16 protein-coding genes and 2 tRNA genes are annotated in these 22,821 nt (G+C 72.1%); 14 read left to right on the forward strand and 4 right to left on the reverse strand.

Translation table 11 applies throughout. The annotated features are described in order from the left end of the window. The first annotated feature begins 277 nt into the window (after window positions 1-277). Window positions 278-943 (forward strand): SigE family RNA polymerase sigma factor, encoded by a 666-nt coding sequence (locus AMK22_RS18845; protein WP_073786523.1) that lies wholly within the window; start codon window positions 278-280, stop codon window positions 941-943. Window positions 944-1,213: 270 nt separating this feature from the next. After that, the gene (locus tag AMK22_RS18850; RefSeq protein ID WP_073786525.1) at window positions 1,214-2,863 is read left to right on the forward strand and encodes a long-chain fatty acid--CoA ligase; all 1,650 of its coding nucleotides are present in this window, start codon (window positions 1,214-1,216) and stop codon (window positions 2,861-2,863) included. A 155-nt stretch (window positions 2,864-3,018) separates the two neighbouring features. Here the strand turns inward: AMK22_RS18850 and AMK22_RS18855 are convergent, their stop codons facing one another. Together AMK22_RS18855 and AMK22_RS18860 are read right to left on the reverse strand one after the other, a co-directional pair. Next, window positions 3,019-7,464 carry a PAS domain-containing protein gene (locus AMK22_RS18855; protein ID WP_073786527.1) on the reverse strand — a complete coding sequence of 1,482 codons (4,446 nt, stop codon included), beginning with the start codon at window positions 7,462-7,464 and terminating at the stop codon, window positions 3,019-3,021. A gap of 357 nt (window positions 7,465-7,821) precedes the next feature. After that, window positions 7,822-8,301 (reverse strand): SSI family serine proteinase inhibitor, encoded by a 480-nt coding sequence (locus AMK22_RS18860; RefSeq protein ID WP_073786529.1) that lies wholly within the window; start codon window positions 8,299-8,301, stop codon window positions 7,822-7,824. 258 nt (window positions 8,302-8,559) lie between these two features. Here AMK22_RS18860 and AMK22_RS18865 point away from each other — a divergent pair. The 7 genes from AMK22_RS18865 (at window position 8,560) to AMK22_RS18895 (ending at window position 15,168) form a co-directional block, all read left to right on the forward strand. After that, window positions 8,560-8,650, forward strand: a tRNA-Ser gene (locus AMK22_RS18865). Window positions 8,651-9,105: 455 nt separating this feature from the next. Beyond that, window positions 9,106-9,178, forward strand: a tRNA-Arg gene (locus tag AMK22_RS18870). Between the two features lie 117 nt (window positions 9,179-9,295). Beyond that, window positions 9,296-10,336, forward strand: a complete 1,041-nt coding sequence (locus AMK22_RS18875; protein ID WP_073786531.1) for a helix-turn-helix transcriptional regulator — start codon at window positions 9,296-9,298, stop codon at window positions 10,334-10,336. A gap of 162 nt (window positions 10,337-10,498) precedes the next feature. Continuing rightward, window positions 10,499-11,512, forward strand: coding sequence for an ABC transporter substrate-binding protein (locus AMK22_RS18880; protein ID WP_073786533.1), 1,014 nt, complete (start codon window positions 10,499-10,501; stop codon window positions 11,510-11,512). 92 nt (window positions 11,513-11,604) lie between these two features. Further along, the gene (locus tag AMK22_RS18885; protein WP_073786695.1) at window positions 11,605-12,645 is read left to right on the forward strand and encodes a FecCD family ABC transporter permease; all 1,041 of its coding nucleotides are present in this window, start codon (window positions 11,605-11,607) and stop codon (window positions 12,643-12,645) included. Then, window positions 12,635-13,597: an ABC transporter ATP-binding protein gene (locus tag AMK22_RS18890; protein WP_073786535.1), complete on the forward strand. Its 963-nt coding sequence runs from the start codon at window positions 12,635-12,637 to the stop codon at window positions 13,595-13,597. The genes AMK22_RS18885 and AMK22_RS18890 overlap by 11 nt, the downstream gene beginning before the upstream one ends. After that, complete coding sequence (locus tag AMK22_RS18895; protein ID WP_073786537.1) at window positions 13,594-15,168, forward strand: MFS transporter; 1,575 nt, start codon at window positions 13,594-13,596, stop codon at window positions 15,166-15,168. The genes AMK22_RS18890 and AMK22_RS18895 overlap by 4 nt, the downstream gene beginning before the upstream one ends. 62 nt (window positions 15,169-15,230) lie before the next feature. Here the strand turns inward: AMK22_RS18895 and AMK22_RS18900 are convergent, their stop codons facing one another. After that, window positions 15,231-15,575, reverse strand: coding sequence for a hypothetical protein (locus AMK22_RS18900; protein WP_073786539.1), 345 nt, complete (start codon window positions 15,573-15,575; stop codon window positions 15,231-15,233). Between the two features lie 370 nt (window positions 15,576-15,945). Between AMK22_RS18900 and AMK22_RS18905 the strand changes: the two genes are divergently transcribed. The 3 genes from AMK22_RS18905 (at window position 15,946) to AMK22_RS18915 (ending at window position 18,873) form a co-directional block, all read left to right on the forward strand. After that, entirely contained in the window at window positions 15,946-16,827 is an 882-nt protein-coding gene (locus AMK22_RS18905; protein WP_073786540.1) for a DUF2797 domain-containing protein, read from the forward strand. A 251-nt stretch (window positions 16,828-17,078) separates the two neighbouring features. After that, entirely contained in the window at window positions 17,079-17,957 is an 879-nt protein-coding gene (locus tag AMK22_RS18910; RefSeq protein ID WP_073786541.1) for an amidohydrolase family protein, read from the forward strand. Between the two features lie 148 nt (window positions 17,958-18,105). Further along, the gene (locus AMK22_RS18915; RefSeq protein WP_073786542.1) at window positions 18,106-18,873 is read left to right on the forward strand and encodes a response regulator transcription factor; all 768 of its coding nucleotides are present in this window, start codon (window positions 18,106-18,108) and stop codon (window positions 18,871-18,873) included. Here the strand turns inward: AMK22_RS18915 and AMK22_RS18920 are convergent. Further along, the gene (locus tag AMK22_RS18920; protein WP_073786543.1) at window positions 18,857-20,005 is read right to left on the reverse strand and encodes a DUF4037 domain-containing protein; all 1,149 of its coding nucleotides are present in this window, start codon (window positions 20,003-20,005) and stop codon (window positions 18,857-18,859) included. The genes AMK22_RS18915 and AMK22_RS18920 overlap by 17 nt on opposite strands. 319 nt (window positions 20,006-20,324) lie before the next feature. Here AMK22_RS18920 and AMK22_RS18925 point away from each other — a divergent pair, with 319 nt between their 5' ends. Both AMK22_RS18925 and AMK22_RS18930 read left to right on the forward strand, forming a co-directional pair. Beyond that, complete coding sequence (locus tag AMK22_RS18925) at window positions 20,325-21,860, forward strand: MFS transporter (RefSeq protein WP_073786544.1); 1,536 nt, start codon at window positions 20,325-20,327, stop codon at window positions 21,858-21,860. Between the two features lie 140 nt (window positions 21,861-22,000). Beyond that, window positions 22,001-22,771, forward strand: coding sequence for a TetR/AcrR family transcriptional regulator (locus AMK22_RS18930; RefSeq protein WP_073786545.1), 771 nt, complete (start codon window positions 22,001-22,003; stop codon window positions 22,769-22,771). Window positions 22,772-22,821 lie beyond the last annotated feature (50 nt).

Consider the following 22,821-nt stretch of genomic DNA (forward strand, 5'->3'; position numbering starts at 1 on the left):
GCGAATCTTCGAGCGGACCACGCGACGGACCGCATGACGGACCACCGGGCGGGCTCGGCAGGGCCGTGTTCGCCCGGCCGGCGACTCGTGCCCGTATGACCTCATGCGTCCGGTTGATCATTCGCACTCTGCCGAGGCTGACGGCGACCCTGAGCCCCCATGACGTCCGCTCCACCTACAGGAGGTGGAGCGAGCCCCACCCCTACACCCTGAGGGGGACGCTCTTTCGGGACCTGGGGCCGATCCCCGGAACGGCACCCGCTTCTAGCGTGGAGCCATGACCACGTCAGTCCGCACGGGCACCTCCGGGGGAAGCGCCGCCACGGGACACGTCCCGCACGGCTCATGCGCCGCGTACACGTCGCGCGCCGCGCACGCACCACACGCCTCGCGGGCCCAGTACGCGCCGTATCCGTCGTTCTCCTCGTTCGTACAGGCGCGGGGGCCCGTACTGCTGCGCGCCGCCCGCTCGCTCACCGCGAACCCGAGCGATGCCGAGGATCTGCTGCAGACCGCGCTCACCAAGACCTATGTCGCGTGGGAGCGGATCGAGGACCACCGGGCGCTCGACGGCTACGTCCGCCGGGCCCTTCTCAACACCCGTACTTCGCAGTGGCGCAAGCGCAAGGTCGAGGAGTTCGCCTGCGACGAGCTGCCCGAGCAGGAGGCCCCGGGCACTCCCGACCCGGCGGAGCACCAGACGCTGCACGACGCGATGTGGCGCGCGGTGCTGAAGCTCCCGGACCGGCAGCGGGCCATGGTCGTCCTGCGGTACTACGAGGACCTGAGCGAGGCCCAGACGGCCGAGGTGCTCGGAGTGTCCGTCGGCACGGTGAAGAGCGCGGTGTCACGGGCGCTCGGCAAGCTCAGGGAGGACCCGGAGCTGACCCCGGTCCGTCCGCCCAGGTCTGCTGCCCTCGCCCCGGTGACCCAGGTCCGCTGACCTCGGTCCGATGAGTCCGGTCCGCCGGCCTCGGTCCGTACGCCGACCCCGCCCCGGCGATCCAGGTCCGCAGACCCCCGGTCCGTCCGCCGGCCCCGGTGTGGTGGCGCAGGCCCGCCGCCCCGGTGCGGCGAGTGAGAAAGCTCCAGTCGTAGAACCCCCAAGCTCCGGCCATAAAACTCGTGACCTTGGGACTAGTGACATACCAGCCGGTATGCGCGCAGAATCAGCGGAACCCTACTGCCGCGTAGCGCCCACCGGGAGGACGCCGTGCTGAGCACCATGCAGGACGTACCGCTGACTGTGACCCGCATCCTCGAACACGGGATGACCATTCATGGGAAGTCCCAGGTCACGACCTGGACCGGGGAGCCCGAGCCACAGCGGCGCAGTTTCGCCGAGATCGGCCGACGGGCCGCACAGCTCGCGAACGCCCTGCGCGACGAACTCGGTGTCGAGGGCGACCAGCGCATAGCAAGCCTCATGTGGAACAACGCGGAGCATGTCGAGGCGTATCTCGCGGTCCCCTCGATGGGTGCGGTCCTCCACACGCTCAACCTCCGGCTCCCCGCCGAGCAGCTCGTCTGGATCGTCGAGCACGCCGACGACAAGGTCGTCATCGTCAACGGCTCCCTGCTGCCGCTGCTCGCTCCGGTCCTCCCGCGCCTGGCGTCGGTCGAGCACGTGATCGTCTCCGGTCCGGGCGACCGTTCCGCCCTCGACGGCGCGCGGCCCCGGGTGCACGAGTACGAGGAGCTGATCGCCGGCCGTCCGACCACCTACGACTGGCCCGAGATCGACGAACGCCAGGCCGCGGCCATGTGCTACACCTCCGGCACCACCGGTGACCCCAAGGGCGTCGTCTACTCCCACCGATCCGTCTACCTGCACTCCATGCAGGTCAACATGGCCGAGTCGATGGGGCTGACCGACAAGGACACCACATTGGTCGTGGTCCCGCAGTTCCACGTACTGGCCTGGGGGCTGCCGCACGCGACGTTCATGTCCGGCATCAACATGCTCATGCCGGACCGGTTCCTGCAGCCCGCTCCGCTCGCCGACATGATCGAGCGCGAGCGGCCGACGCACGCCGCCGCCGTCCCCACGATCTGGCAGGGGCTGCTCGCCGAGGTCACCGCCAACCCCCGCGACCTCACCTCCATGGCCAGCGTCACCATCGGCGGTGCCGCCTGTCCGCCGTCCCTCATGGAGGCGTACGACAAGATCGGCGTCCGACTCTGCCACGCCTGGGGCATGACGGAGACCTCGCCGCTCGGCACCATGGCCATCCCGCCCGCCGGCCTGGCCGAGGAGCAGGAGTGGGCCTACCGCGTCACCCAGGGCCGCTTCCCGGCCGGTGTCGAGGCGCGCCTGGTCGGCCCCGGCGGTGAGCACCTGCCGTGGGACAACACGTCGGCCGGCGAGCTGGAGGTACGCGGCCCGTGGATCGCCGGTGCGTACTACGGGGGCGCGGACGGCGAGGACCTGCGCCCCGAGGACAAGTTCAGCGAGGACGGCTGGCTGAAGACCGGCGATGTCGGCGTGATCAGCCCGGACGGCTTCCTCACCCTCACCGACCGGGCCAAGGACGTCATCAAGTCCGGCGGCGAGTGGATTTCGAGCGTCTCGCTGGAGAACGTCCTCATGGCGCACCCGGACGTGGCCGAGGCGGCGGTCGTCGCCGTCCCGGACGACAAGTGGGGCGAGCGCCCGCTCGCGACGGTCGTGCTCAAGGACGGCGCCGACGCCGACTACGAGGCATTGCGGGCCTTCCTCACCAAGTCGGGCATCGCCAAGTGGCAGTTGCCGGAGCGCTGGACGGTCATTCATGCGGTGCCGAAGACCAGCGTCGGGAAGTTCGACAAGAAGGTGATCCGCAAGCGGTACGCGGAGGGCGAGCTGGACATCACCCACCTCTGATCCGACTGTTCGGTGGTCGACTGGCCGGTGGCCGGTGGTCGGCGGGGAGCGAGGCGGAAGGGGTGGTACGGAAGTTTCCGTACCACCCCTTCGTGCTGCGGGCCGTCACCGTGGTGACGCCGGTCGGTCGGTGACGAAGCGACGCCGGACGTCGGTCAGTTGGTGCCGATCTTGGCGAGCAGGTCGACGATCCGTGCCTGCACCTCGTCGCTCGTGGAGCGCTCGGCCAGGAAGAGGACGGTCTCGCCCGTGCTGAGCTTCGGCAGGTCCGGACCCGCCATGTCGGCGGAGGTGTAGACGACCAACGGGGTGCGGTTCAACTGGCCGTTGGCGCGCAGCCAGTCGATGATCCCGGCCCGGCGGCGGCGCACCTGCATCAGGTCCATCACCACCAGATTGGGTCGCATCCGGGTGGCGAGCGTCACCGCCTCGTTGTCCGTGGCGGCCCGTCCCACCTGCATGCCGCGCCGCTCCAGCGTCTCCGTCAACGCCAGCGCGATCTCCTCGTGCTCCTCGATCAGCAGCACCCGCGGCGGATGCTGCTCGCTGTCGCGCGGGGCGAGCGCCTTGAGGAGCACGGCCGGGTCGGCACCGTACGCCGCTTCCCGCGACGCCTGGCCCAGGCCCGCCGTCACCAGCACCGGGACCTCGGCCGCCACCGCGGCCTGGCGCAGCGACTGGAGCGCCTTGCGGGTGATCGGCCCGGTGAGCGGGTCCACGAACAGCGCGGCCGGGAACGCGGCGATCTGGGCGTCGACCTCCTCGCGCGAGTGCACGATCACCGGCCGGTAGCCGCGGTCGCTCAGGGCCTGCTGGGTGGCGACGTCGGGGGCGGGCCAGACGAGCAGGCGGCGCGGGTTGTCCAGCGGCTCCGGGGGCAGCTCGTCGTCGACCGGCGGTGGCGTCGGACGGTTGGAGACCTCCACCGCGCCACCCGGCCCGTCCAGCGGTTCCGGTCCTTCGGCGCCCTCGTCGGGCGCCCCTATGGCGTACGCGCGCCCCTCGGCCTCCGGGGCCGCGAGCAGCTGACCGTGCCCCCCGTGAGCCGCGTGGGCGCCGTGGCCCTGCTGCGGCTGGCCCTGGGATGGCTGCCCCGGGGAAGGCCGGCCCTGGGGCGGCGCGGCGACCGGGCCCTGCGCGGCGCCGGGCCGGCCGGACACGGATCTCGGCGCCGAGGGCGGCGGGGTGTGCTCCTCCTCCGGCTCCGGAGGGGCGGCGAGCTTACGGCGCCGTCCGGCGCCACCGGGCGCCGGATGCGACTGGTGGGCGATGTGCTGGGCGAACGGCACCCCCTGACCGAGCGTCCGCACGCTGAAGGCACGCCCTTGCGTGTCCGACGCATGCGGGTCCGAGGCGTACGTGTCCGGCGAGCCGTCGTCGGCCGTCGGCGCCTCCTCGGGCAGCGGCTGCCTCGGCGCGTCCGGTCCGGGCGCGCTGTCGTGCGGCCGACCCGGCACCGCTCCGGCGGCATCGGGGGAGCCTGCCACGGCCGTGGAGCCGGTGCCGTGCGTGGTGTGGCCGGCCGAGGGCAGGTCCGGGGCGTCGCCGGGCCGGAGGCCGGGCTGACCGGCGGACGGCTCGCCGGGGGCCACCGGCCCGGCCGGGTTCCGTCCCGGGACACCGCTCCCCGGCAGGTCCCCGGGCCGCGCCGGTTGCCGTACGGGCACCTCACCGGTGTCCGGAACGCCGTGGGCGTCCTCCTGGCCGGGCTGCTGGTGGGTGTCGGCGTGACGCGCCCGGCGCCGGCCGGTGGGCAGGGGATGCGCCTGGGGCGGTGTGTGGTCGTCGTCCGGCGCGAGGCGCGCGGCGTCATGGCGTCCGGGCAGCGAAGCGTCCGCCCCGGCGGCCTGGGGCGCGTCCCGGTCCGCGTCGGCCGGGGGGAGGGCGAACGCGGTGCGGGGGCCCGTCGGCTCGGCCTGCGTGGCCCGCTCCTGCGCGGCGGCCAGGGTCCGCCGGGCCCGCCGTCCGGTCGGCTTCGGAACGGGCACGGCACCTTCGCCGACGGCCGGTGAGTCCGCGCCCGGTGCCTCGCCGACGGCGGGGACGGCAACGGCCTGAGCGGCAGCGGCAGCGGCCTCGGAGGAGGACGGGGACGGAGACGCCGACGAGGCCAGGGCCAGCTGGTTCTCGCCGCCCGGGCGGGCCCGGTGCGTACCCGCGGGGGGCACCGGCACCGGGGCCTCCGGCGGAACACCCTGGGGCGGCACGGTCCGGCCGAGCTGCGGACGGTCGCCGCCGCCCTGCGCGCCCCGGCCCGCCGCCCCGGCGCCCTCGGCCGGAGCCGACGCCGCGGGCAGTGCCAACGCCTGCCCCGGTCCCTGCGGACCGCCGACGGGCTCCCGGCGCCCCTGCTCCGGCCCCTGCTCGGTACCCCGGTCCCCCGGGACCTGCTGGGGGAGAGGCGGCAGCGGAGGCAGCGGCGGCATGGGGGGCATCTGTGCGGGCAGCGGGTACTGGCCGGACTCTGCCGGGCTCGGCCGCCCGCGCCTGCGCCCGGACCCCTCGGCCTGCTGGGTGGGAATCATGTCGTGCGGACCGGCGTGACCGCCCTGACCGCCGTGCGCCTCCTGCGCGCCCTCGGCCGTCGGCTCACGGCGAGCGCGGCGCCGCCCGGTCGGTGCGGGCGCCGCGGTGTCCCCCGACGCGTCGGCGGAACCGGGAGCGGCACCGGAACCGGCGCCCGTGTCGGCGTCCGGCCCCGAACCGCCCACCGGGCTCTCCAGGAACGCGTCCGTGGACGCCCGGCGCGCCCGGCGCCGCCCGCTGCCCGGCGCTCCCTGAGCGGTCCCCGTCCCCGGGCCCGACTCTGCGGCCCCCGGCCCCGACGCCGGTACCGGGTCCGTGCCGGACTCCGCCTCCAACTCCGTCCCCGCCGTCGGCGCGGGCGGCGGCCCGGCCGCGGGCTCCGCCTCGGGCGACTGCTGCACCACCGTTCCCGAGCCGGTGCCCAGCGGCACTTCGAGCACGTACGCGCTGCCGCTCATCCCCGGCACCTCGTGCGTCTGCAGCACGCCGCCGTGCGCCTCCACGATCCCGCGCACGATCGGTTCGTGCACCGGGTCGCCTCCGGCGTACGGGCCGCGCACCTCGATCCGTACGACCTCACCGCGCTGTGCTGCGGCGACGACGACCGTCGAGTCGACGTAGCCGCTGCCCTGCACCAGGCGGGCCTTGCCCGTCGAGTCGACCCCGGCGACGTCCGCGACCAGGTGGGCGAGCGCGGTCACCAGCCGGGCCGCGTCCACCTCCGCCTCGATCGGCGGCGCGTGCACCGCGAACTGGGCGCGTCCGGGGCCGATCAGCTCGACGGCCGCGTCGATACCGGCGGTCACGACCGAATCGAGCAGCACGTTCGTCTTGGACAGCTGCTCCTCACCGGCGTCCAGACGCTGATAGCCGAGCACGTTGTCGACGAGCGTGGTCATACGGGCGTAGCCCGCGGCCAGGTGATGCAGGATCTGGTTGGCCTCCGGCCACAGCTGGCCCGCCGGGTCGGCTGCGAGCGTGGAGAGTTCGCCGCGCAGTTCCTCCAACGGCCCGCGCAGCGCCCCGTCGAGCACGGCGGTGAGCTGGGAATGCCGGGCGGTCAGCGCCGCCAGGTGTTCGGCCTGCTGTTCCAGTTCGGTCGTGTACCGCTCGGCCCGGTCGGCCAGTTCCGCTTCGTGCCGTTCCGTCAGTTCGGCGACCTCGGCCGTGTGGTTCTCGGTGAGCCCGGTGACCTCGGTGGTGTGGCGCGAGGTCAGCTCGGCGACCTCGGCCTCGTGCCGTTCGGTGAGTTCGTCGAAGGGCCTGCGGTCGGTGAACGTCATGACCGCGCCGACCAGCTGGTCCCCGTCCCGGACCGGCGCGGTGGTCAGGTCGACCGGGACCCGCGCCCCGCTCTTGGACCACAGGACCTGCCCGCGCACCCGGTGCTTGCGCCCCGAGCGGAGGGTGTCGGCGAGCGGCGACTCGTCGTACGGGAACGGCTCCCCGTCCGCCCGCGAGTGCAGCACCAGCGTGTGCAGCTCCCGGCCGCCCAGGTCGCTGGCGCGGAAGCCCAGGATCTGCGCGGCGGCGGGGTTGACCAGGACGACCCGGCCGTCCGTGTCCGTGCCGACGACGCCCTCGGCCGCCGCCCGCAGGATCATCTCCGTCTGTCGCTGCGAACGGGCCAGTTCGGCCTCGGTGTCGACGGTCCCCGACAGGTCCCGCACGACGATCATCAGCAGCTCGTCACCGGTGTAGCCGCCGCCGTAACCGCCCTGCAGGTCGTTGTACGCGGCGTTCCCGTCCTCCAGCCCGGCGCTGGTGACCTCGACGGGGTACTCGGCACGGTCCGTCCGGCGCGCGGTCATCCGAGTCGGCTTCGTACGGCCGCGGTCGTCGGCGACGGATTCGGGCCGGCGCATCGAACCGGGGATGAGGCGGGAGTCGAACTCCGGCAGCAGGTCGAGGAGTCCGCGCCCGACGAGCGCGGTGCCCGGGGTCTCGAACATCTCCAGGGCGATCGTGTTCGCGTTGACGACCGTGCCGTTGCAGTTGACGAGCAGCAGCCCGTCGGGGAGGGCATCGAGTATGGCTGCGAGGCGAGCAGTGCCTCGGGACGGCCTGCTGCTCACGAGACGCTTCCTCCCTGATTACCGCACCTTGCCGACAGCGGGCCCCATCTTGCCCCTCGGGCCGCGTGCTGTCACGGAAGGAGTCTAAGGGCAGGGGAGGAGCGCGGGGCGGCGGATGAGGAGGAGCTCTCACCAAGGTTTGGTGGACACGGCGTGCCGCGCCCACCTGTCGACACCGTGCGGGGCACCCGGCAGGGAACGGTCCGGCTGCCCCGCACCGGACGCCGCACAGGACGGTCACCACCGCTTCGCGGACGTCGGCCGGCCGGACGGTCGCCACCGCTGCCCGGGCGTCGTCGGCCGGGCGCCGGACCGGATCGGACGCCGTTCACCGGGCGTCGTTCACCGGGCGTCGTCTCACCGGACCCCGGGAAGCACCGGCCGCAGGTTGTTCCAGCGCGAGATCTCGCAGCCGTCGGCCCGGCTGAACACGGCGTCGATGTGCCGCCCCTGCCAGGTCCCGGTGATCCGGGCGGTGGCCGGACCGCCGAACTGCTGGGTGCACATCGCGCCCCGGGGCACCGGTGCGAACGGATCCGTGCCCTCGTCCGCCAGTTCCGCCAGCCGGTCGCAGGCCGGCTCCGCCGCCGGGTGGTCGCCGCCCACGGGAGCGCATTCCAGTTCGAAGACTCCCTCGGCCGAGGGATCCCCCGCCTTCGAGACCGTCACCGTCAGCCGGGCGCGGGCGTCGTCCTCGCCCTGGGGCAGGGGCAGCGGCAGGGGCAAGGGCAGGGGCGATGGCAGCGGAAGGGGGCCGGACGCCGCCGCGGCACCCGGCGCGGCGGCGGACAGTACGGCGAGGGACACGACGGCGGTGAGAGCGAGGCGGCGCAGCATGACGGACTCCTGTGCTCGGGCCCTCCGGGAACGCGCACTTTCTCGCGAATCTTCGAAGGGCGGCCTGACGAACGGAAGAACGGGGAACAGGAGGCCGGTGCCTCCCTCCCCACTAACGCTCCTCGCGCCACGACGTTGCGCACCCGCGGCGCTTTGCCCTCGCACCCGACTGCCTAGTACCGTAGGCAGCGATTGGTGACACGACGCTTGGCTGTGTCATCATCTGCACACACCACTCGCGCTCGCGCGGGGTGTGCTGGAGGCGTCGCCTAGTCCGGTCTATGGCGCCGCACTGCTAATGCGGTTTGGGTCTTAAAACCCATCGAGGGTTCAAATCCCTCCGCCTCCGCTTTCACCGAAGCCCCGTGCCACCGGCACGGGGCTTCGGCCGTCTTCCGGGACCTCGGCGTTCTCGGCGGTCTTTGTGCCCCGAACGCTCGCGACGGCCGCCTCGATCGCCACTCGGCCGTTCCGACTGTTCTCGGACGTTCCCGGCCGTCCTCGGCCCTCAGCCTTCGGTCGCCCTTGGTCGCCCTTGGTCGCCCTCGGGCAACCTCGGTCGTTCTCGCGCGGCCTCTGTCGTTCTCGTACGGCCCGGCGAGTGGTTCGGTGAGCCGCCCGGGAGCGGCTGAATCCGCGATCTGCCGTGATCACGCACAGGTGCGGTGTGCGCGCCGGGCGTCGCCAAACAGGGCGTTTCCGCAGGTCAGAGGCGGTACAGCTAATGGATTTCGCGCTACGGCGCAGGTCATGTAATGTTGTTCCCGCAACGCCGACCGGGAAGAAAAAAACCGGGAAGCACAAGCACTCGTAGCTTAACGGATAGAGCATCTGACTACGGATCAGAAGGTTGCAGGTTCGAATCCTGCCGAGTGCACAGCAAGCCAGAGGCCCCGGAGAAATCCGGGGCCTTTTGCGTGGGCGCCGCGTACCCGGGTAAGGGTACCCTTACCCGGGTAGGCGTGATCGTTTCCTCGTGAACCCGGGGTGAGGCATGGCGGGCCGGTTTTCGGTTACTTCCGCGCGGGGGTTCGCGGACCTGGAGCGGCAGTACCGCGAGTTCTACGCGGCCATCGCGGTGCGGCGGGAGCTCGGGGGCGGGGCGGTGGTGCACGAGGTGCGGCCCGAGGCGGGGGAGGGGCGCATCACGGTGTACGAGTTGCTCGAAGGTGTCACGCTCACCCTGTACGACGTGATGTTCCACGACGAACTGGTCCTCGACTTCGACCTCGGCGGTGAGTACTTCGAGCTGGAGTACTGCGCCGACGGTCTGATGCTGCTCGAAGAGGCGGGTGCGGGGGCGTCGGTCTTCGGGGCGGGGCAGCTGTCCATCTCGCGCTCCCAGGCCTCGGCCGGGCGGCTGACGCGGCCGGCCGGGCAGCGCTACCGGGGGGTGTCGGTCACGGCCGAGCGATCGGCGACCACCGCGTTCTTCGGGAGCGTCGGGGCCGGGGCCTGGCAGGAGAGCGTCGAGGGGATGCCGGTCGACGAGCGGGACGCGCACTACCTCGGCCGTCAGGCCCCGCCCGAACTGGCCGCCGCCTTCGGGGACCTGTTCCTGTGCACGCTGCCCGTCCGTTTCCGGGCGCTCTACTTCGAGGCGAAGGTCATGGAGATCCTCGCCCGGATCGTCTCCCGCGACGACGTTCCGCGCGAACCGGCCCAACTGCCACTCGCCGAGTACGAGATCGAGCGCATCCGGACGGTTCCGGCGCTGTTGATGGAGAACCTGCACGAACAGCACACCGGTGAATCCCTCGCCCGTGCCCTGCGGATGAACCCCAAGCGGCTCAGCCACGGGTTCAAGCAGCTCTACGGCGACACGATCTTCAGCCATCACCGCAACGAGTGCCTGCGCCGGGCCTCGCTGCTGCTCGTGGAAACCGATCTGAGCGTGGCCGCGATCGCGCTCCGGGTCGGCTACTCCAGCCCCAGCAACTTCTGCTACGCCTTCAAGAAGCGGTTCGGGCGGACCCCGCGGCAGTACCGCGTGGGGCGGGGCCGGGCGGCTGCCCGGGGAGCGGACGCGGCGTAGCGCGCACACGGGCGGCCCCGGCCCGCCATGGGCGCCGTGGATGTAACGGGCGCCGCAGGTGTTCGCTCCACATTTCGGGGGACCGCGCTCCGTACGGATTTCGCTTTCGTCCGTTTCAGCATGGGCCTGTGGCCGTCGCCACGCCCGGCTCGAAAGGACATCGTGAACGTCTCCCCGATACGCGCCCGCACCGCGCTCGCCATCGGTGCGGCCGTGTTGCTCAGCGGCTGTGCGGCACCGGCGGAACCCGCCGCCGGGCGCACCGGCGCGGCGGCGCCATCCGGTCACTACCCCGTCACCCTCGACGTCGTCGACGACGCGGGCGGGAAACTCACCCAGACCGTCGAGAAGCGCCCGGGGCGGGTGGTGGTCATCGGGCAGGCGCTCGCCGAGCTGATGATCGAGTTCGGTCTGGAGGACCGGATCGTGGGCGTCGGCTATCTCGACAACTCCTACTCGGCCTATGCGGACCGGATCGAGAAGCTGCCGAAGATCTCCGATCAGCTGCCCTCCAAGGAGGCGATCCTCGAACGCCGTCCCGACCTCGTGCTGACCATGTCGTTCGCGCTGAAGCCCGACAAGATCGGCGAGGTCCCGTTCTGGAACGCCCGGGGCGTGAGGGTGCTGCCCTCCGTCAACTACACCGTGGGCCGGGACCTGGACAGCTACTACGAGGACGTGCGCCACGTCGGGGAGGTCTTCGGGGTGACGAGGCGGACCGGGGCCTACATCGAGGAGCAGAGGGCCAGGATCGCCGCCGTCGCGCAGACGGCGAGGAAGGCCGGGGACGCGCCCACGGTGCTGCTGGTCGCCAGTGGCGGGCGGGACACGTACGACTACTACTCCCCCTCGCTCGGGCTCGTGGACGAGATGGTGAACGGGGCGGGGGGCACGTACATGGAGCTGACCCGGGACACGTACGCGCAGCTCTCGCTCGAATCGATCGTCGCGGCGAACCCGGACAAGATCGTCGTGACGGAGTTCCAGAAGTCCGACGCGGAGAAGTCCCGGAACCGGCTCCTGCGCGACCCCCGGCTCAAGAGCGTCACCGCGATCAGGAACGGCGACGTGATGACCGCCGACTACACGACCTCGATCCGCGGTTCGCTGGCGCTCGCGGATCTCTGCGAGAAGATCGCGGCGTTCGTGCATCCCGACCTCTTCCCCGCGTCGTGAGCGGGCCCGGTACGCGCGAGTCCGGCCGTGAGTCCGCCGTGGTGACCGGTGCCGCCGCGGCACGAAAGCGGCGGCGCGCCGGACTCCGGGGGGTGCCGCTTCCCGTCCTGCTGGTCGTTCTGGGGCTCGCGCTGGGGGTCTCGGTCGTGGTCTCGGTCTCGATCGGGCAGGTCGGCATCCCGCTGGGGGAGTCGTTCCGGATCCTGTCCGGCAAGCTGACCGGGATCGGCGCCGGCGCCGATCCGATGGCCGTGGACGTGGTCTGGAACATCCGTCTCCCGCGGGTGCTGCTGGCCGCCGTGGTCGGGACCGGGCTCGCGCTCTGCGGCACGGTCATGCAGGCGGCGTTGCAGAACCCGCTCGCGGACCCGTTCGTCCTCGGCATCTCCTCCGGTGCCTCGCTCGGTGCCACCTTCGCCCTTCTCGTGGGGTTCGGGGCGGCCGGGGCGCTCGGTGGGACCGGCGGGTTCGGTGTTCCGTTCTGGGCGTTTCTCGGGGCGCTCGGGGCGGCGGCGCTCGTGCTCGGCGCCGGGAGCATCGGTTCGCGTACGTCGCCGGTCAAGCTCATCCTCGCCGGGACCGCGGTCAACGCCCTGTGCGGTGCCGCCTCCAGCGGGCTCGTCTACTTCGCCAACAGCGCCGAGGGCATCCGTTCGGTCACCTTCTGGACCATGGGCAGCCTCGCCTCCGCCGCGTGGGACTCCCTGCCGGTCGTCTCCGGGGTCGTCCTGGTCGCCACCGCATTCTTCCTCTTCCAGGGCCGGGTTATGAACTCGATGCTGCTCGGGGACGAGGCCGCCGTCACGCTGGGGATCAGCACCGGACTGTTCCGGCGGGTGTATCTGGTCGTTGCCGCTCTGGCCACGGGCGTGCTCGTCGCCTGCTGCGGAATCATCGGCTTCGTGGGCCTGATCGTGCCGCACATCGCGCGCAGTGCCGTCGGCCCCGATCACCGCAGGCTGCTGCCGGTCACCGTGCTGTGCGGAGCTCTGTTCCTCGTCTGGGCGGACGTCGTCGCCCGGGTCGCCGTCCCGAACGCCGAACTGCCGATCGGCATCGTCACCTCCGTCCTCGGCGCCCCCCTGTTCATGTACATGCTCATCCGGAAGGAGTACGGCTTTGGTGGCGCGTGACGCGGGGGCGAGCGCCGCCCCGGGGCAGGGTGCCGGACTGCGCGCGGAGCACGTGTCGGTGCGGCTCGGCGGGACCCCGGTCGTCCACGACCTGTCCCTGCGGGTCGCCGCCGGTGCCTTCGTGGGGGTCGTCGGTCCGAACGGCTGTGGCAAGTCCACGTTCCTCAGAAGCGTCTACAAGGCCGTCCGGCCGCACTCCGGGACGGTGAAGCTGGGGGAGCTGGACGTCCTGGCGAGCCGGCCGAGCGAGGTCTTCACCGAACTTGCCGTCGTCGCCCAGTTCAATGAGCTGAGCTTCGACTTCACCGTTGCCGAGATGGTCGCGATGGGGCGCACTCCGCACAAACGCCCGTTGGAGGCCACCGGCTCGCACGACCGCGCGATCGTCGCGGACGCGCTGCGCCGGGTCCGGATGGACGGGTACGCCGACCGCACCTACCAGTCGCTCTCCGGCGGCGAGAAGCAGCGTGTCGTCCTCGCGCGGGCCCTCGCCCAGGAGCCCGGCTTCCTCATTCTCGACGAGCCGACCAACCACCTGGACATCAAGTACCAGTTGCAGATCCTCTCCCTCGTCGGGCAGCTCGGCATCGGGGTGCTCGCGGCCCTGCACGACCTGACGATGGCGGCCCGCTACTGCGACGAGCTGTACGTCCTCAAGGACGGTTCCGTGGTGACCCACGGGCCGCCCGGGGAGATCCTCACGCCCGAACTCGTCCGCGAGGTCTACGAGGTCGAGTGCGAGACGTACCGGAACCCCGTGACGGGGGAACTCGCCCTCGCCTACCTCGACAGCCCGCGGCGCCGACAGCCCCCTCGCGAGGGTCCCCCGCGCGAGGGGCCCCCGCGCGAGGGGCCCCCGACCGAGGGGCCCTCGACCGAGGAGCTGCCGACCGAGGGGCTCCTGTCCGAGGACGTGCCGTGCATGGACATTCCGCGCAAGGAGCACACGTGAAGCCGCGTCACCGGATGCCCCTCGTCATCTCCTGTCTCGCCACCTTCCTGCTGCTCGCGTACACCACAATCGTGACGGTGGCCATCCCCGCCGTCGCCGAGGGGCTGCACACCGACTTCGCCGCCCTTCAATGGGTCGTCGACGTGTACACCCTGGCGCTCGCCGCGCTCCTCGTCGTGGCCGGCGCGGTCGGGGACGTCATGGGGCGGCGCCGGGTCTTCGTCGGCGGGTTCGTCCTCTTCACCCTCTCCTCGCTGGCCTGCGGACTCGCTCCGGACGTCGTCGCTCTGACCGTCTTCCGCGGTGCGCAGGGAGTGGGCGGGGCGGCGATGTTCGCGACCACGCTCCCGCTCATCCGGGCCTCCTACAGCGGACGGGAGCAGCAACGGGCCTTCGCGGTCTGGGGCGCGGTGGCCGGGCTCGCGGCGGCCGTCGGCAATGTGTCGGGCGGGCTGCTGGCCGAGGCGCTGGGGTGGCGGTCGATCTTTCTCCTGGCCGTTGTGCCGGGCGCGCTCGGCGTGGGCCTGGCCGTGCGCTTCCTCGCCCGCGACCCGGAACGCGACGGCCGCCGCGTGGACATCGCGGGCGCCGTGCTGCTCGGTGTCGGGCTCGCTGCCCTGGTGGTCGCCGCGCTGCTGTTCGGCGAGCACGGGGCGGGCCCGGGACCGTCGGTGGCGGCGCTGGTCGCCTGCGCGTGCGGTGTCGGCTTCGTCGTGTGCGAACGCCGCGCCCCCGACCCGCTCGTCGACCTGGCGCTGTTCCGCCACCCCCGGTTCCTCGCCGTGGTCGCGGTGGCTTTCGGCTACTACTTCGCCGCGTTCGGACCCCTGACCGTGCTGTCGTCCTGGTTCCAGGACGCCGCCGGGCTCGGCGCGGTACGGACGGCCCTGCTGCTCTCCGTGCAGCCCGTCGTCTTCTTCGCCGTCTCGGCGCTGTGCGGAGCCGCGCTCCAACGTGCCCCGCTGTGGTTGCCGCTCGGCGTCGGCACCGCGCTCTGCGCCGTCGGCTGCCTGAGTTTCCTCTTGCTCGGTCTCGTGTACGGGCCGGCGGCACTGGTGCCGTCGCTGGTGCTGACCGGGGTGGGGGCGGGCATGGTCTCCCCGGTGCTGGCGTCGGCCGCCATGCGGGACGCCGATCCGTCCCGGGCGGGAGTGGCGTCCGCCGTGGCCAACACCGCCCGGCAGGTGGGCCTGGCGGTGGGGGTCGCGGTGTGCGGGGGGCTGTTCGTCGGGCTCGCGGACCCGGGCCGGGCCGCGTACACACGGACGCTCGGCGAGGTCGCCGCGGTCGCGGCGTCGGTGGGCCTCGCCACCGCGGCTCTCGCGGTCGTGTTGCTGCGGCAGCAGCGCGTCCGGGCGCGAACGGCTGAAGCCGGGGCTGCTGTGTTCGTCGAAGCCGCCGGGCCCCTGTCCGCCGGGTCTGCCAGGACCGCCGGGTCTGCCGGGGGTGCCGGGGGTGCCGGGGGTGCCGGGACTGCGGCGTCCAGCGAGTTCGGTGGGGCCACAGGGATGGAAGAGATGGACAGGACGGACGGGATGGACGGGACGGACGGGACGGACGGGACGGAGTAGAGCGGAAGGAGAAAAGGAGAACCAGACGGCTTCCCCATCCCGGAAACAGCTAAGCCGGCGCGTCACTGGTCCACTGCGTCGAAGGGCTTGTCGTGCCAGCGCCAGCCGGCGGTGCCGTCGTCGTGGATGTGCAGCATGAACTCGGCGACCGGGCTGCCGTCGGGGAACGTCATGGTGAGCGCATGGCGGATCCGGGTGTAGCAGGCGTCGGCCTGCTCCCAGTCCTCCTCGTCGACAGCCCGCTCCTGCTCGGCGAAGAGGGGACGGAACTCTTCGAAGCCAGGAAGTGTTTCGACTTCGGCGTGGGTCCAGGGCATGTCGGCGCCGGTCACGGTCAGGCGGGCAATCTCCTGGCCGTCGTGGTGGAGCCGCCAGATACTGCTGGTGGTCAGGTGCGGGTTGGCCATGTCCCCATGATGGCGATCAACACTGACAGCCGGGACGCGAGATCACGGCACCCTCTCGATCACGGCACCCTCTCGATCAGGTGACCGGGCCCGAACGTGCCTCGGACGGGACCCAGGGTGCAGGCTGTCGCATCGACCGCTCGGACTCCGGTGGGAATGCTCAGCCTTCGCTGCGGCAGGTCACCGGTTCATGGCGTCCATCCCTATCCATCCCCGTCTGTCCCTGTTCGTTACCATCCATCCCTGTCCGTCCACGTCCGTCCCCGGCCGTCCTTCCCCGGCTTTCCCCCGACTTCCACTCGGCTCCCGTCGCCCGTCGCCCGGTAGCATCGCGGGTCTCTCATCGTCCACGAGCGTCCGGAGTTCACCCATGGGCTGGCAGTGCACGGGGCTGCGATGGCCGACGGGCGACGGCGGGCCCTCGCTCGGCTGGCGGCGGGCCGCGACGGTGCGGGCGAGCGCGCTCGCGTACGGGACGGAACTCGGGTTCCGGGCCGTGGGGCTGCGGCGGTGCACCGGGGCGCGCGGGCACGCGTGCCCCGTGGGGGCCGTGGTGCCGGGGCGGAGCACGGGGGCGCGGTGCCCGGAGTGCGCGCGGCTGGACCGGGCGCACTCGGTGGCCGCCGACACGATCGCCGACGACCCCCGGACGTACCGCGTGTACCTCGCCTGGTTCGGGCCGGGGATGGTGAAGGCCGGGATCACGGCCGAGGAGCGCGGGGCGGCGCGGCTGCGGGAGCAGGGGGCCGTGGTGTTCAGCTGGCTGGGACGCGGGCCGTTGATGGCGGCGCGACGGACCGAGGAACTGCTGCGGTCGGCGCTCGGGGTGCCGGACCGGATCCCGTACACCTCTAAACGCGCCGTGCGCGCGGTGCTGCCGGGGGAGGGGGAGCGACGGTCCGAGGTGGCGGAGCTGTACGGGCGGGCCGTGGCGCTGGAGGGGGCGGGGTGGCCGGAGACGCTGGAGCGGCTGCCGTTCGAGGCGGTCGACCACGCCGGGCTGTTCGGGCTGGACGGCGCGGTCGAAGTGACGTGCGCGGTCACCGAGCTGGTGGATGGGGGCGCGGTCGCGGGGCGGCTGGTGGCGGCGGCCGGTCCGGACCTGCACCTGGAGACGGTGGCGGACGGGGTCGTGGTGCTGGACACCCGGCTGATGACCGGGTGGGAGCTGACGGACGCCGACGCGCGAACGGGGGTGGGCGTGCCGGTGGCCGGCATCGGGGGCGGTGGAGTGCAGGACGGGCTGTTCTGAGATCGTCGGCTCCAGGCACGACCGGCAGGTCCAGGAACGTCCGGCAGGTCCGGGCAGGTCCGGGCAGGTCCGGCAGGACCGGCTGGGCCGACATGGGTCGGGCCTGTCCGGACGGAAGCCGCATGGGTCCGCATGGGTCCGCATGGGGCCGCACAGGGCCACATGGGTCGTACGAGTCCACACGGGCCGCATGGGCCCCACGGGGTCCGGGTGGGGCCGAGTGGTCCGAGCACGGAGGGAAGGGGAGCGCTGTGAACGGTGAGGCCGACGACGTCGTTCGGTTCTGGGAGCGGCTGGGGCTGCCCGGGATCATCGATGTGCACACGCACTTCATGCCGGAGCGGGTGCTGCGCAAGGTCTGGGCGTACTTCGACTCGGCCGGTCCGCTGACCGGCATGGAGTGGCCGATCGCCTACCGGCACGAGGAGGACGAACGACTCGCGCTGCTGCGCTCGTTCGGAGTGCGGCGGTTCACCTCGATGCTCTACCCGCACAAGGCCGGGATGGCCGCCTGGCTGAACGAGTGGGCGGCCGGTTTCGCGAGCCGGGTGCCGGACTGTCTGCACACCGCGACCTTCTTCCCGGAGAAGGGCGCGGAACGGTACGTGCGCGAGGCGGTGGAGGCGGGGGCCAGGGTCTTCAAGGCACATGTCCAGGTCGGCGCGTACGACCCCGGCGACCCCTTGCTGGACCCGGTGTGGGGGCTGCTCGCCGATGCGGGCATCCCGGTGGTGACGCACTGTGGCTCCGGACCGGCGCCGGGCCGGCACACCGGGCCCGCGCCGATCGCCGGGCTGCTCGCCCGGCACCCGCGGCTGCGGCTGGTCGTGGCGCACATGGGGATGCCGGAGTACGCGGAGTTCCTGGCGCTGGCCGAGACGTACTCGGAGGTGCGGCTGGACACGACGATGGTGTTCACGGACTTCGTACAGGAGCTGAGTCCGTTCCCGGTGGCCGAACGGGGGCGGCTCGCCGCGCTCGGGGACCGGATCCTGCTGGGTACGGACTTCCCCAACATCCCGTATCCGTACGCGCATCAACTGCACGCGCTGGAACGGCTGGAGCTGGGCGACGACTGGCTGCGGGCGGTCTGCCACGAGAACGCGAGGGCGCTGTTCGGCGTGGCGTGAGGTGCCCGGCCGGTCGCGCACGCCGGGACGGTCGCGCACGCGCGGGCGGGGAAGTGGGGTGTGGACAGGAGGGGGAGGAGGACCGTTTCTCAGGGAATTCACAGATTCGGGAAAGAAGCCTCTCAGAGGAGTCTCACAGGGTTGAGACATGACGACGACGACCTCGCCCCTGAGGCGTACCGAACTGTCCCGGGAACGCGACGAACCGCTGAGGCCCGACCGCCGCACCCCCGTCCGCGTGCTCGTCGTGGACGACGAGGCCGCTCTCACCGAGCTGCTCTCCATGGCGCTGCGCTACGAGGGCTGGGAGGTGCGCAGCGCCGGTGACGCGGCCGGGGCCGTGCGGATGGCGCGGGACTTCCGGCCCGATGCGGTGATCCTCGACGTAACGCTGCCGGGCGCGGACGGATCCGCCGTGCTCGGCGGGCTGCGGCGGGAGCTGTCCGGGGTGCCCGTGCTGTTCCTGACCGCGCGCGACGCGGTGGAGGACCGGATCGCCGGGCTCACCGCCGGTGGCGACGACTTCGTCATCAAGCCGTTCGGCCTGGAGGAGGTCGTGGCCCGGTTGCGCGGGCTGATCCGGCGTTCCGGTGCGGCCGCGGCCGTACGCGCCGACTCGTCGCTCGTCGTCGGCGACCTGGTCCTCGACGAGGACAGCCGCGAGGTGAGCCGGGGCGGGACGTCCATCCACCTCACGGCCACCGAGTTCGAGCTGTTGCGCTTCCTGATGCGCAACCCGCGACGGGTGCTGAGCAAGGCTCAGATACTCGACCGGGTGTGGAACTACGACTTCGGCGGGCAGGCGAACGTCGTCGAGCTGTACATCTCGTACCTGCGCAAGAAGATCGACGCCGGTCGCACACCGATGATCCATACCCGGCGCGGGGCGGGATACCTCATCAAACCGGGGGAGTAGGGCCCGAAGGACCGCCGCCCGGCCGGTCGGCGGCGCGGCGGAGCGCGGTCGTCGCCCGGGTCGCCTCCCGGGCCGATTCGGGGTGGCCGAGGACGTCGGTGCTGTCGACGAACTGGTCCACGGCGCCGATCGGCGGCAGCCCGCGCACCACCGGATCGGTGATGCGGTCGAGCAGCGCGGCGGCGAAGCGTTCGGCGTGCAGCACCCGGAACGGTCTGCTGTGGTACGGGCGCGTCGCGGGATCGACCGGTTCGGTGAGCCCGAGTCGGTTGTGGGCGGTCGCGACGGTCTCGTAGGCGCGGGCCAGGTGGTGTTCGCGGGTGTTCCGGTCGGTGGCGGCGAGGGCCGCGGTGAGCACGGGTGTGAGGGCGGGGGCCTGGGGCGTGCGGGCGAAGGCGCTGCCGAGCCACTTGGCGTAGGGCGGGTACCGGCGGTCCATCAGCAGGCACAGCCGCATCAGATCGCGTACCAGGCGTGCGCACACGACGGCGGAGCCGAGTTCGTCGCCCACCTCGCCGCAACGGCCGACGAAGGCTTCCTCCTGGGAGACGCGCCGCCACTGACAGGCGAGCAGGTGGAGCCAGAGGTCGTGGTCGTACCAGTCCAGCTTCGCCCGCGCGGGAGCGAGCTCACCGAGGCCGTCGTGGAAGACGGCCCCGGCAGTGACCTCGGCGAGCCGCTGGGTGGGGGTGGCCAGCCAGTCCGTCAGGGCGACCTCCTGGCGGGGGTCGAAGCCCAGCCGCTCGGTGAACCAGGTGCCCGGGTCCGTGATGTCGACCCCGTGGTGAACCGGCCCGTCGGTCGCCCGCATCACCCGGATTCCCGCCTCGGAGGTGGCGGCGAAGTGGGTCGGGTAGCCGTGGAAGCGCTTCGGCAGACGTTCGGAGAGCAGCTTCGAGAGCACCGCGCCGTGGCGGGCGACGTCCCGGGGGTGCAGGAAGATCTGCAGACGTGGTCCCCACTCGTGGTCGAGGGAGCGGGCGGTGTCGAATCCCAGGACCTCCGAGCCGCTGCCGAGAAGGGCGGCCGAGTACGGGATGCCGGGAGCGGCCTCCTCCAGCAGGGGGCGCACGGCTTCGAGGTGGAAGCGGCGGGACAGTTCCAGACCGGGGACGGAGGGCGGTGTCGTCATGCCGGGGAGGCTGCCGGATCGGTGAGCGGTCCGTCGAAGGCTTTTCCCGATCCCGTCTGATTCCTGATCCCCTGATCTCCTGATCTCCTGTCGATCCCCGATTCCCGATTCCCGGTTCAGGCCCCGGCCCCGGCTCCTGGTCGGTGACCGGTCACCGGTCACCGACCGTCGGCCGGTCGGCCGTTGGTTCTCGGTTCCGTACGGCGGCTGCCGTGCTGTCCGTTTCGGCGCCAGGCAAATCACTTGTACACCGTACGAGGACGGCTATACGGTGTATGGCAACCTCTCCCGTACACCGTATAAGGCCTCTGGAGTCCGCATGACGGCGACCGCCGCCGAGCAGAACCATCTCTCGCCGCCCAGTCATCCGCAGCGCTGGCTGATCCTCGGCGTCATCTGTCTCGCCCAGCTCACGGTGCTGCTCGACAACACCGTGCTCAATGTTGCGATCCCCTCCCTCACCCGGGAGCTGGACGCGTCCACCGCCGAAGTGCAGTGGATGATCACCGCCTACTCGCTCGTCCAGTCGGGTCTGCTGCTCACGGCCGGCAGCTCCGCCGACCGCTACGGCCGCAAGAAGATGCTGATCGCCGGACTCGCCGTGTTCGGCATCGGCTCGCTGACGGCCGGACTGGCACAGTCGTCCGCGCAGCTGATCGCCGCGCGGGCGGGCATGGGCATCGGCGGTGCGCTGCTGCTGACCACGACCCTCGCCGTCGTCGTCCAGATCTTCGACGAGACCGAGCGGGTCAGGGCGATCGGCATCTGGGCGACCGTCGGCTCGCTCGGCGTCGCCGTCGGTCCGCTGATCGGCGGGGTGATGCTCGACCATTTCTGGTGGGGCGCGATCTTCCTGATCAACATCCCCGTCGCCGTTCTCGGCCTGATCGCCGTGGCCTGGCTCGTCCCGGAGTCCGGGAACGCCGGCGACGGCCGCCCCGACCTGCTCGGCGCGTTGCTCTCCACGATCGGTATGGCATCCGTCGTGTACGCGATCATCTCTGGCCCCGAGCACGGCTGGACGTCGGGGCAGGTCCTGCTGACGGCCGTCGTCGGGGTCGTCGTCCTCGCCGGGTTCGTGCTGTGGGAGCTGCGCATTCCGCACCCCATGCTGGACATGCACTTCTTCCGGAACCAGAAGTTCGTCGGGGCCGTCGGCGGCTCGATCCTGGTCGCCTTCGGGATGGGGGGCTCGCTCTTCCTGCTCACCCAGCAGCTCCAGTTCGTGCTCGGCTACGGGCCGCTGGAGGCCGGTCTGCGCACCGCACCGCTGGCGCTGAGCGTCGTCGTGCTCAACCTCTTCGGACTGGGCGCCAGGCTGGTGCCGAAGCTGGGCACGCCGCTCACCATCGCGGCCGGGATGACTCTGCTGGCCGCGGGGCTCGCCGCCGTCGCGCTGCTCGGCGGCGACGGTTACAGCGGCATGCTGCTCGGCCTGGTGGTGATGGGCGCGGGCATCGCGCTCGCCACGCCCGCCATGGCCAACGCGATCATGAGCGCCATTCCGCCGGAGAAGGCGGGCGTGGGCGCCGGGGTCAACGGCACGCTCGCCGAATTCGGCAACGGCCTGGGCGTCGCAGTCCTCGGCGCGGTGCTCAACTCGCGCTTCGCGTCGCTCGTGCCCGCGACGGTGGGCGCCGCCTCGCTGCCCGTCGCGCTTGCCGCGGCCGCCGACGACGGCGAACGGGCGCGGATCAGCGACGCCTTCGTCTCGGGCCTGGAGACCAGTCAGCTGGCCGGAGCGGTGGCGGTGCTGGCCGGTGGCCTGCTGGCCGCGGTGCTCCTGCGCCGTGCGGAGCGCGCCGAGTCCCTCCGCGCGGAGTCCGTCGAGGCCGGGGCCGAGGCCGCGGCATAGCATCGGGACGGGGCGCATCGGACCGTACGCATCCGCTTCGCGTACGCATCCGCCTCGCGCGTACACGCACACGTACGCGCAGGTGCGGGTGTGCGCGTACGGGACGGTTCGCCCCGCCGGCAAGACGAGGAGAGTGCGCCATGGTGTCCGCGGCCGACCGTGTGAAGAACCCCGCCAGGACCAGCGTGTGGCTGGCCCAGCGCGCACCGTCGCGCACCCGCAGAACGGACCAGCCGGCCGGTCTCGACCGGGAGAGGATCGTCGCGGCCTCGGTACGGTTGCTGGACGCCGAGGGTCTCGACAAGTTCTCCATGCGCCGCCTCGCCGCCGAGCTGGGTGTCACCGCCATGTCCCTCTACTGGTACGTGGACACCAAGGACGATCTGCTGGAACTGGCCCTGGACTCCGTCCACAGCGAGATCCGCCCCCCGCACGAGGACGCGCACTGGCACGACCGGTTGCGCGAACTCGCCACGCAGTACCGGACGCTGATCGTCCGTCATGTCTGGGCCGCGCACCTCGCCGGGCACTTCCTCAACATCGGTCCGCATGCGAGGGCGATGTCGAACGCAGTCATGGACGTGATCCGGGCGACCGGCCTGCCGCTGGAACGCCAGGCCGGGGCGCTCGCCGCGGTCTTCCAGTTCGTGTACGGATTCGGCACCATCGAGGGCCACTACGCGCAGCGCAGCGCGAACGCGGGGATGACCCAGGAGGAGTACTACCAGCAGTCCATGAGCGAGGTCCGCGGCCAACCGAGTTTCGACCAGATGATCGAATCCTCGGAGAAGCTGAGGGATGCCCGCGGCGGCGACACGGTCGAGGAGATGCGCGACCGGGACTTCACCTACGCCCTGGACCTGCTGATCGCCGGCATCGAAGCGATCCGGGAACAGGACCGCGAGCGGTAGCGGCGGGCCGAGGGACGGGGACGACGGACGGGGATACGAGGGACCGCCTC

This window comes from Streptomyces sp. CB01580, assembly GCF_001905795.1.
GTDB lineage: Bacteria > Actinomycetota > Actinomycetes > Streptomycetales > Streptomycetaceae > Streptomyces.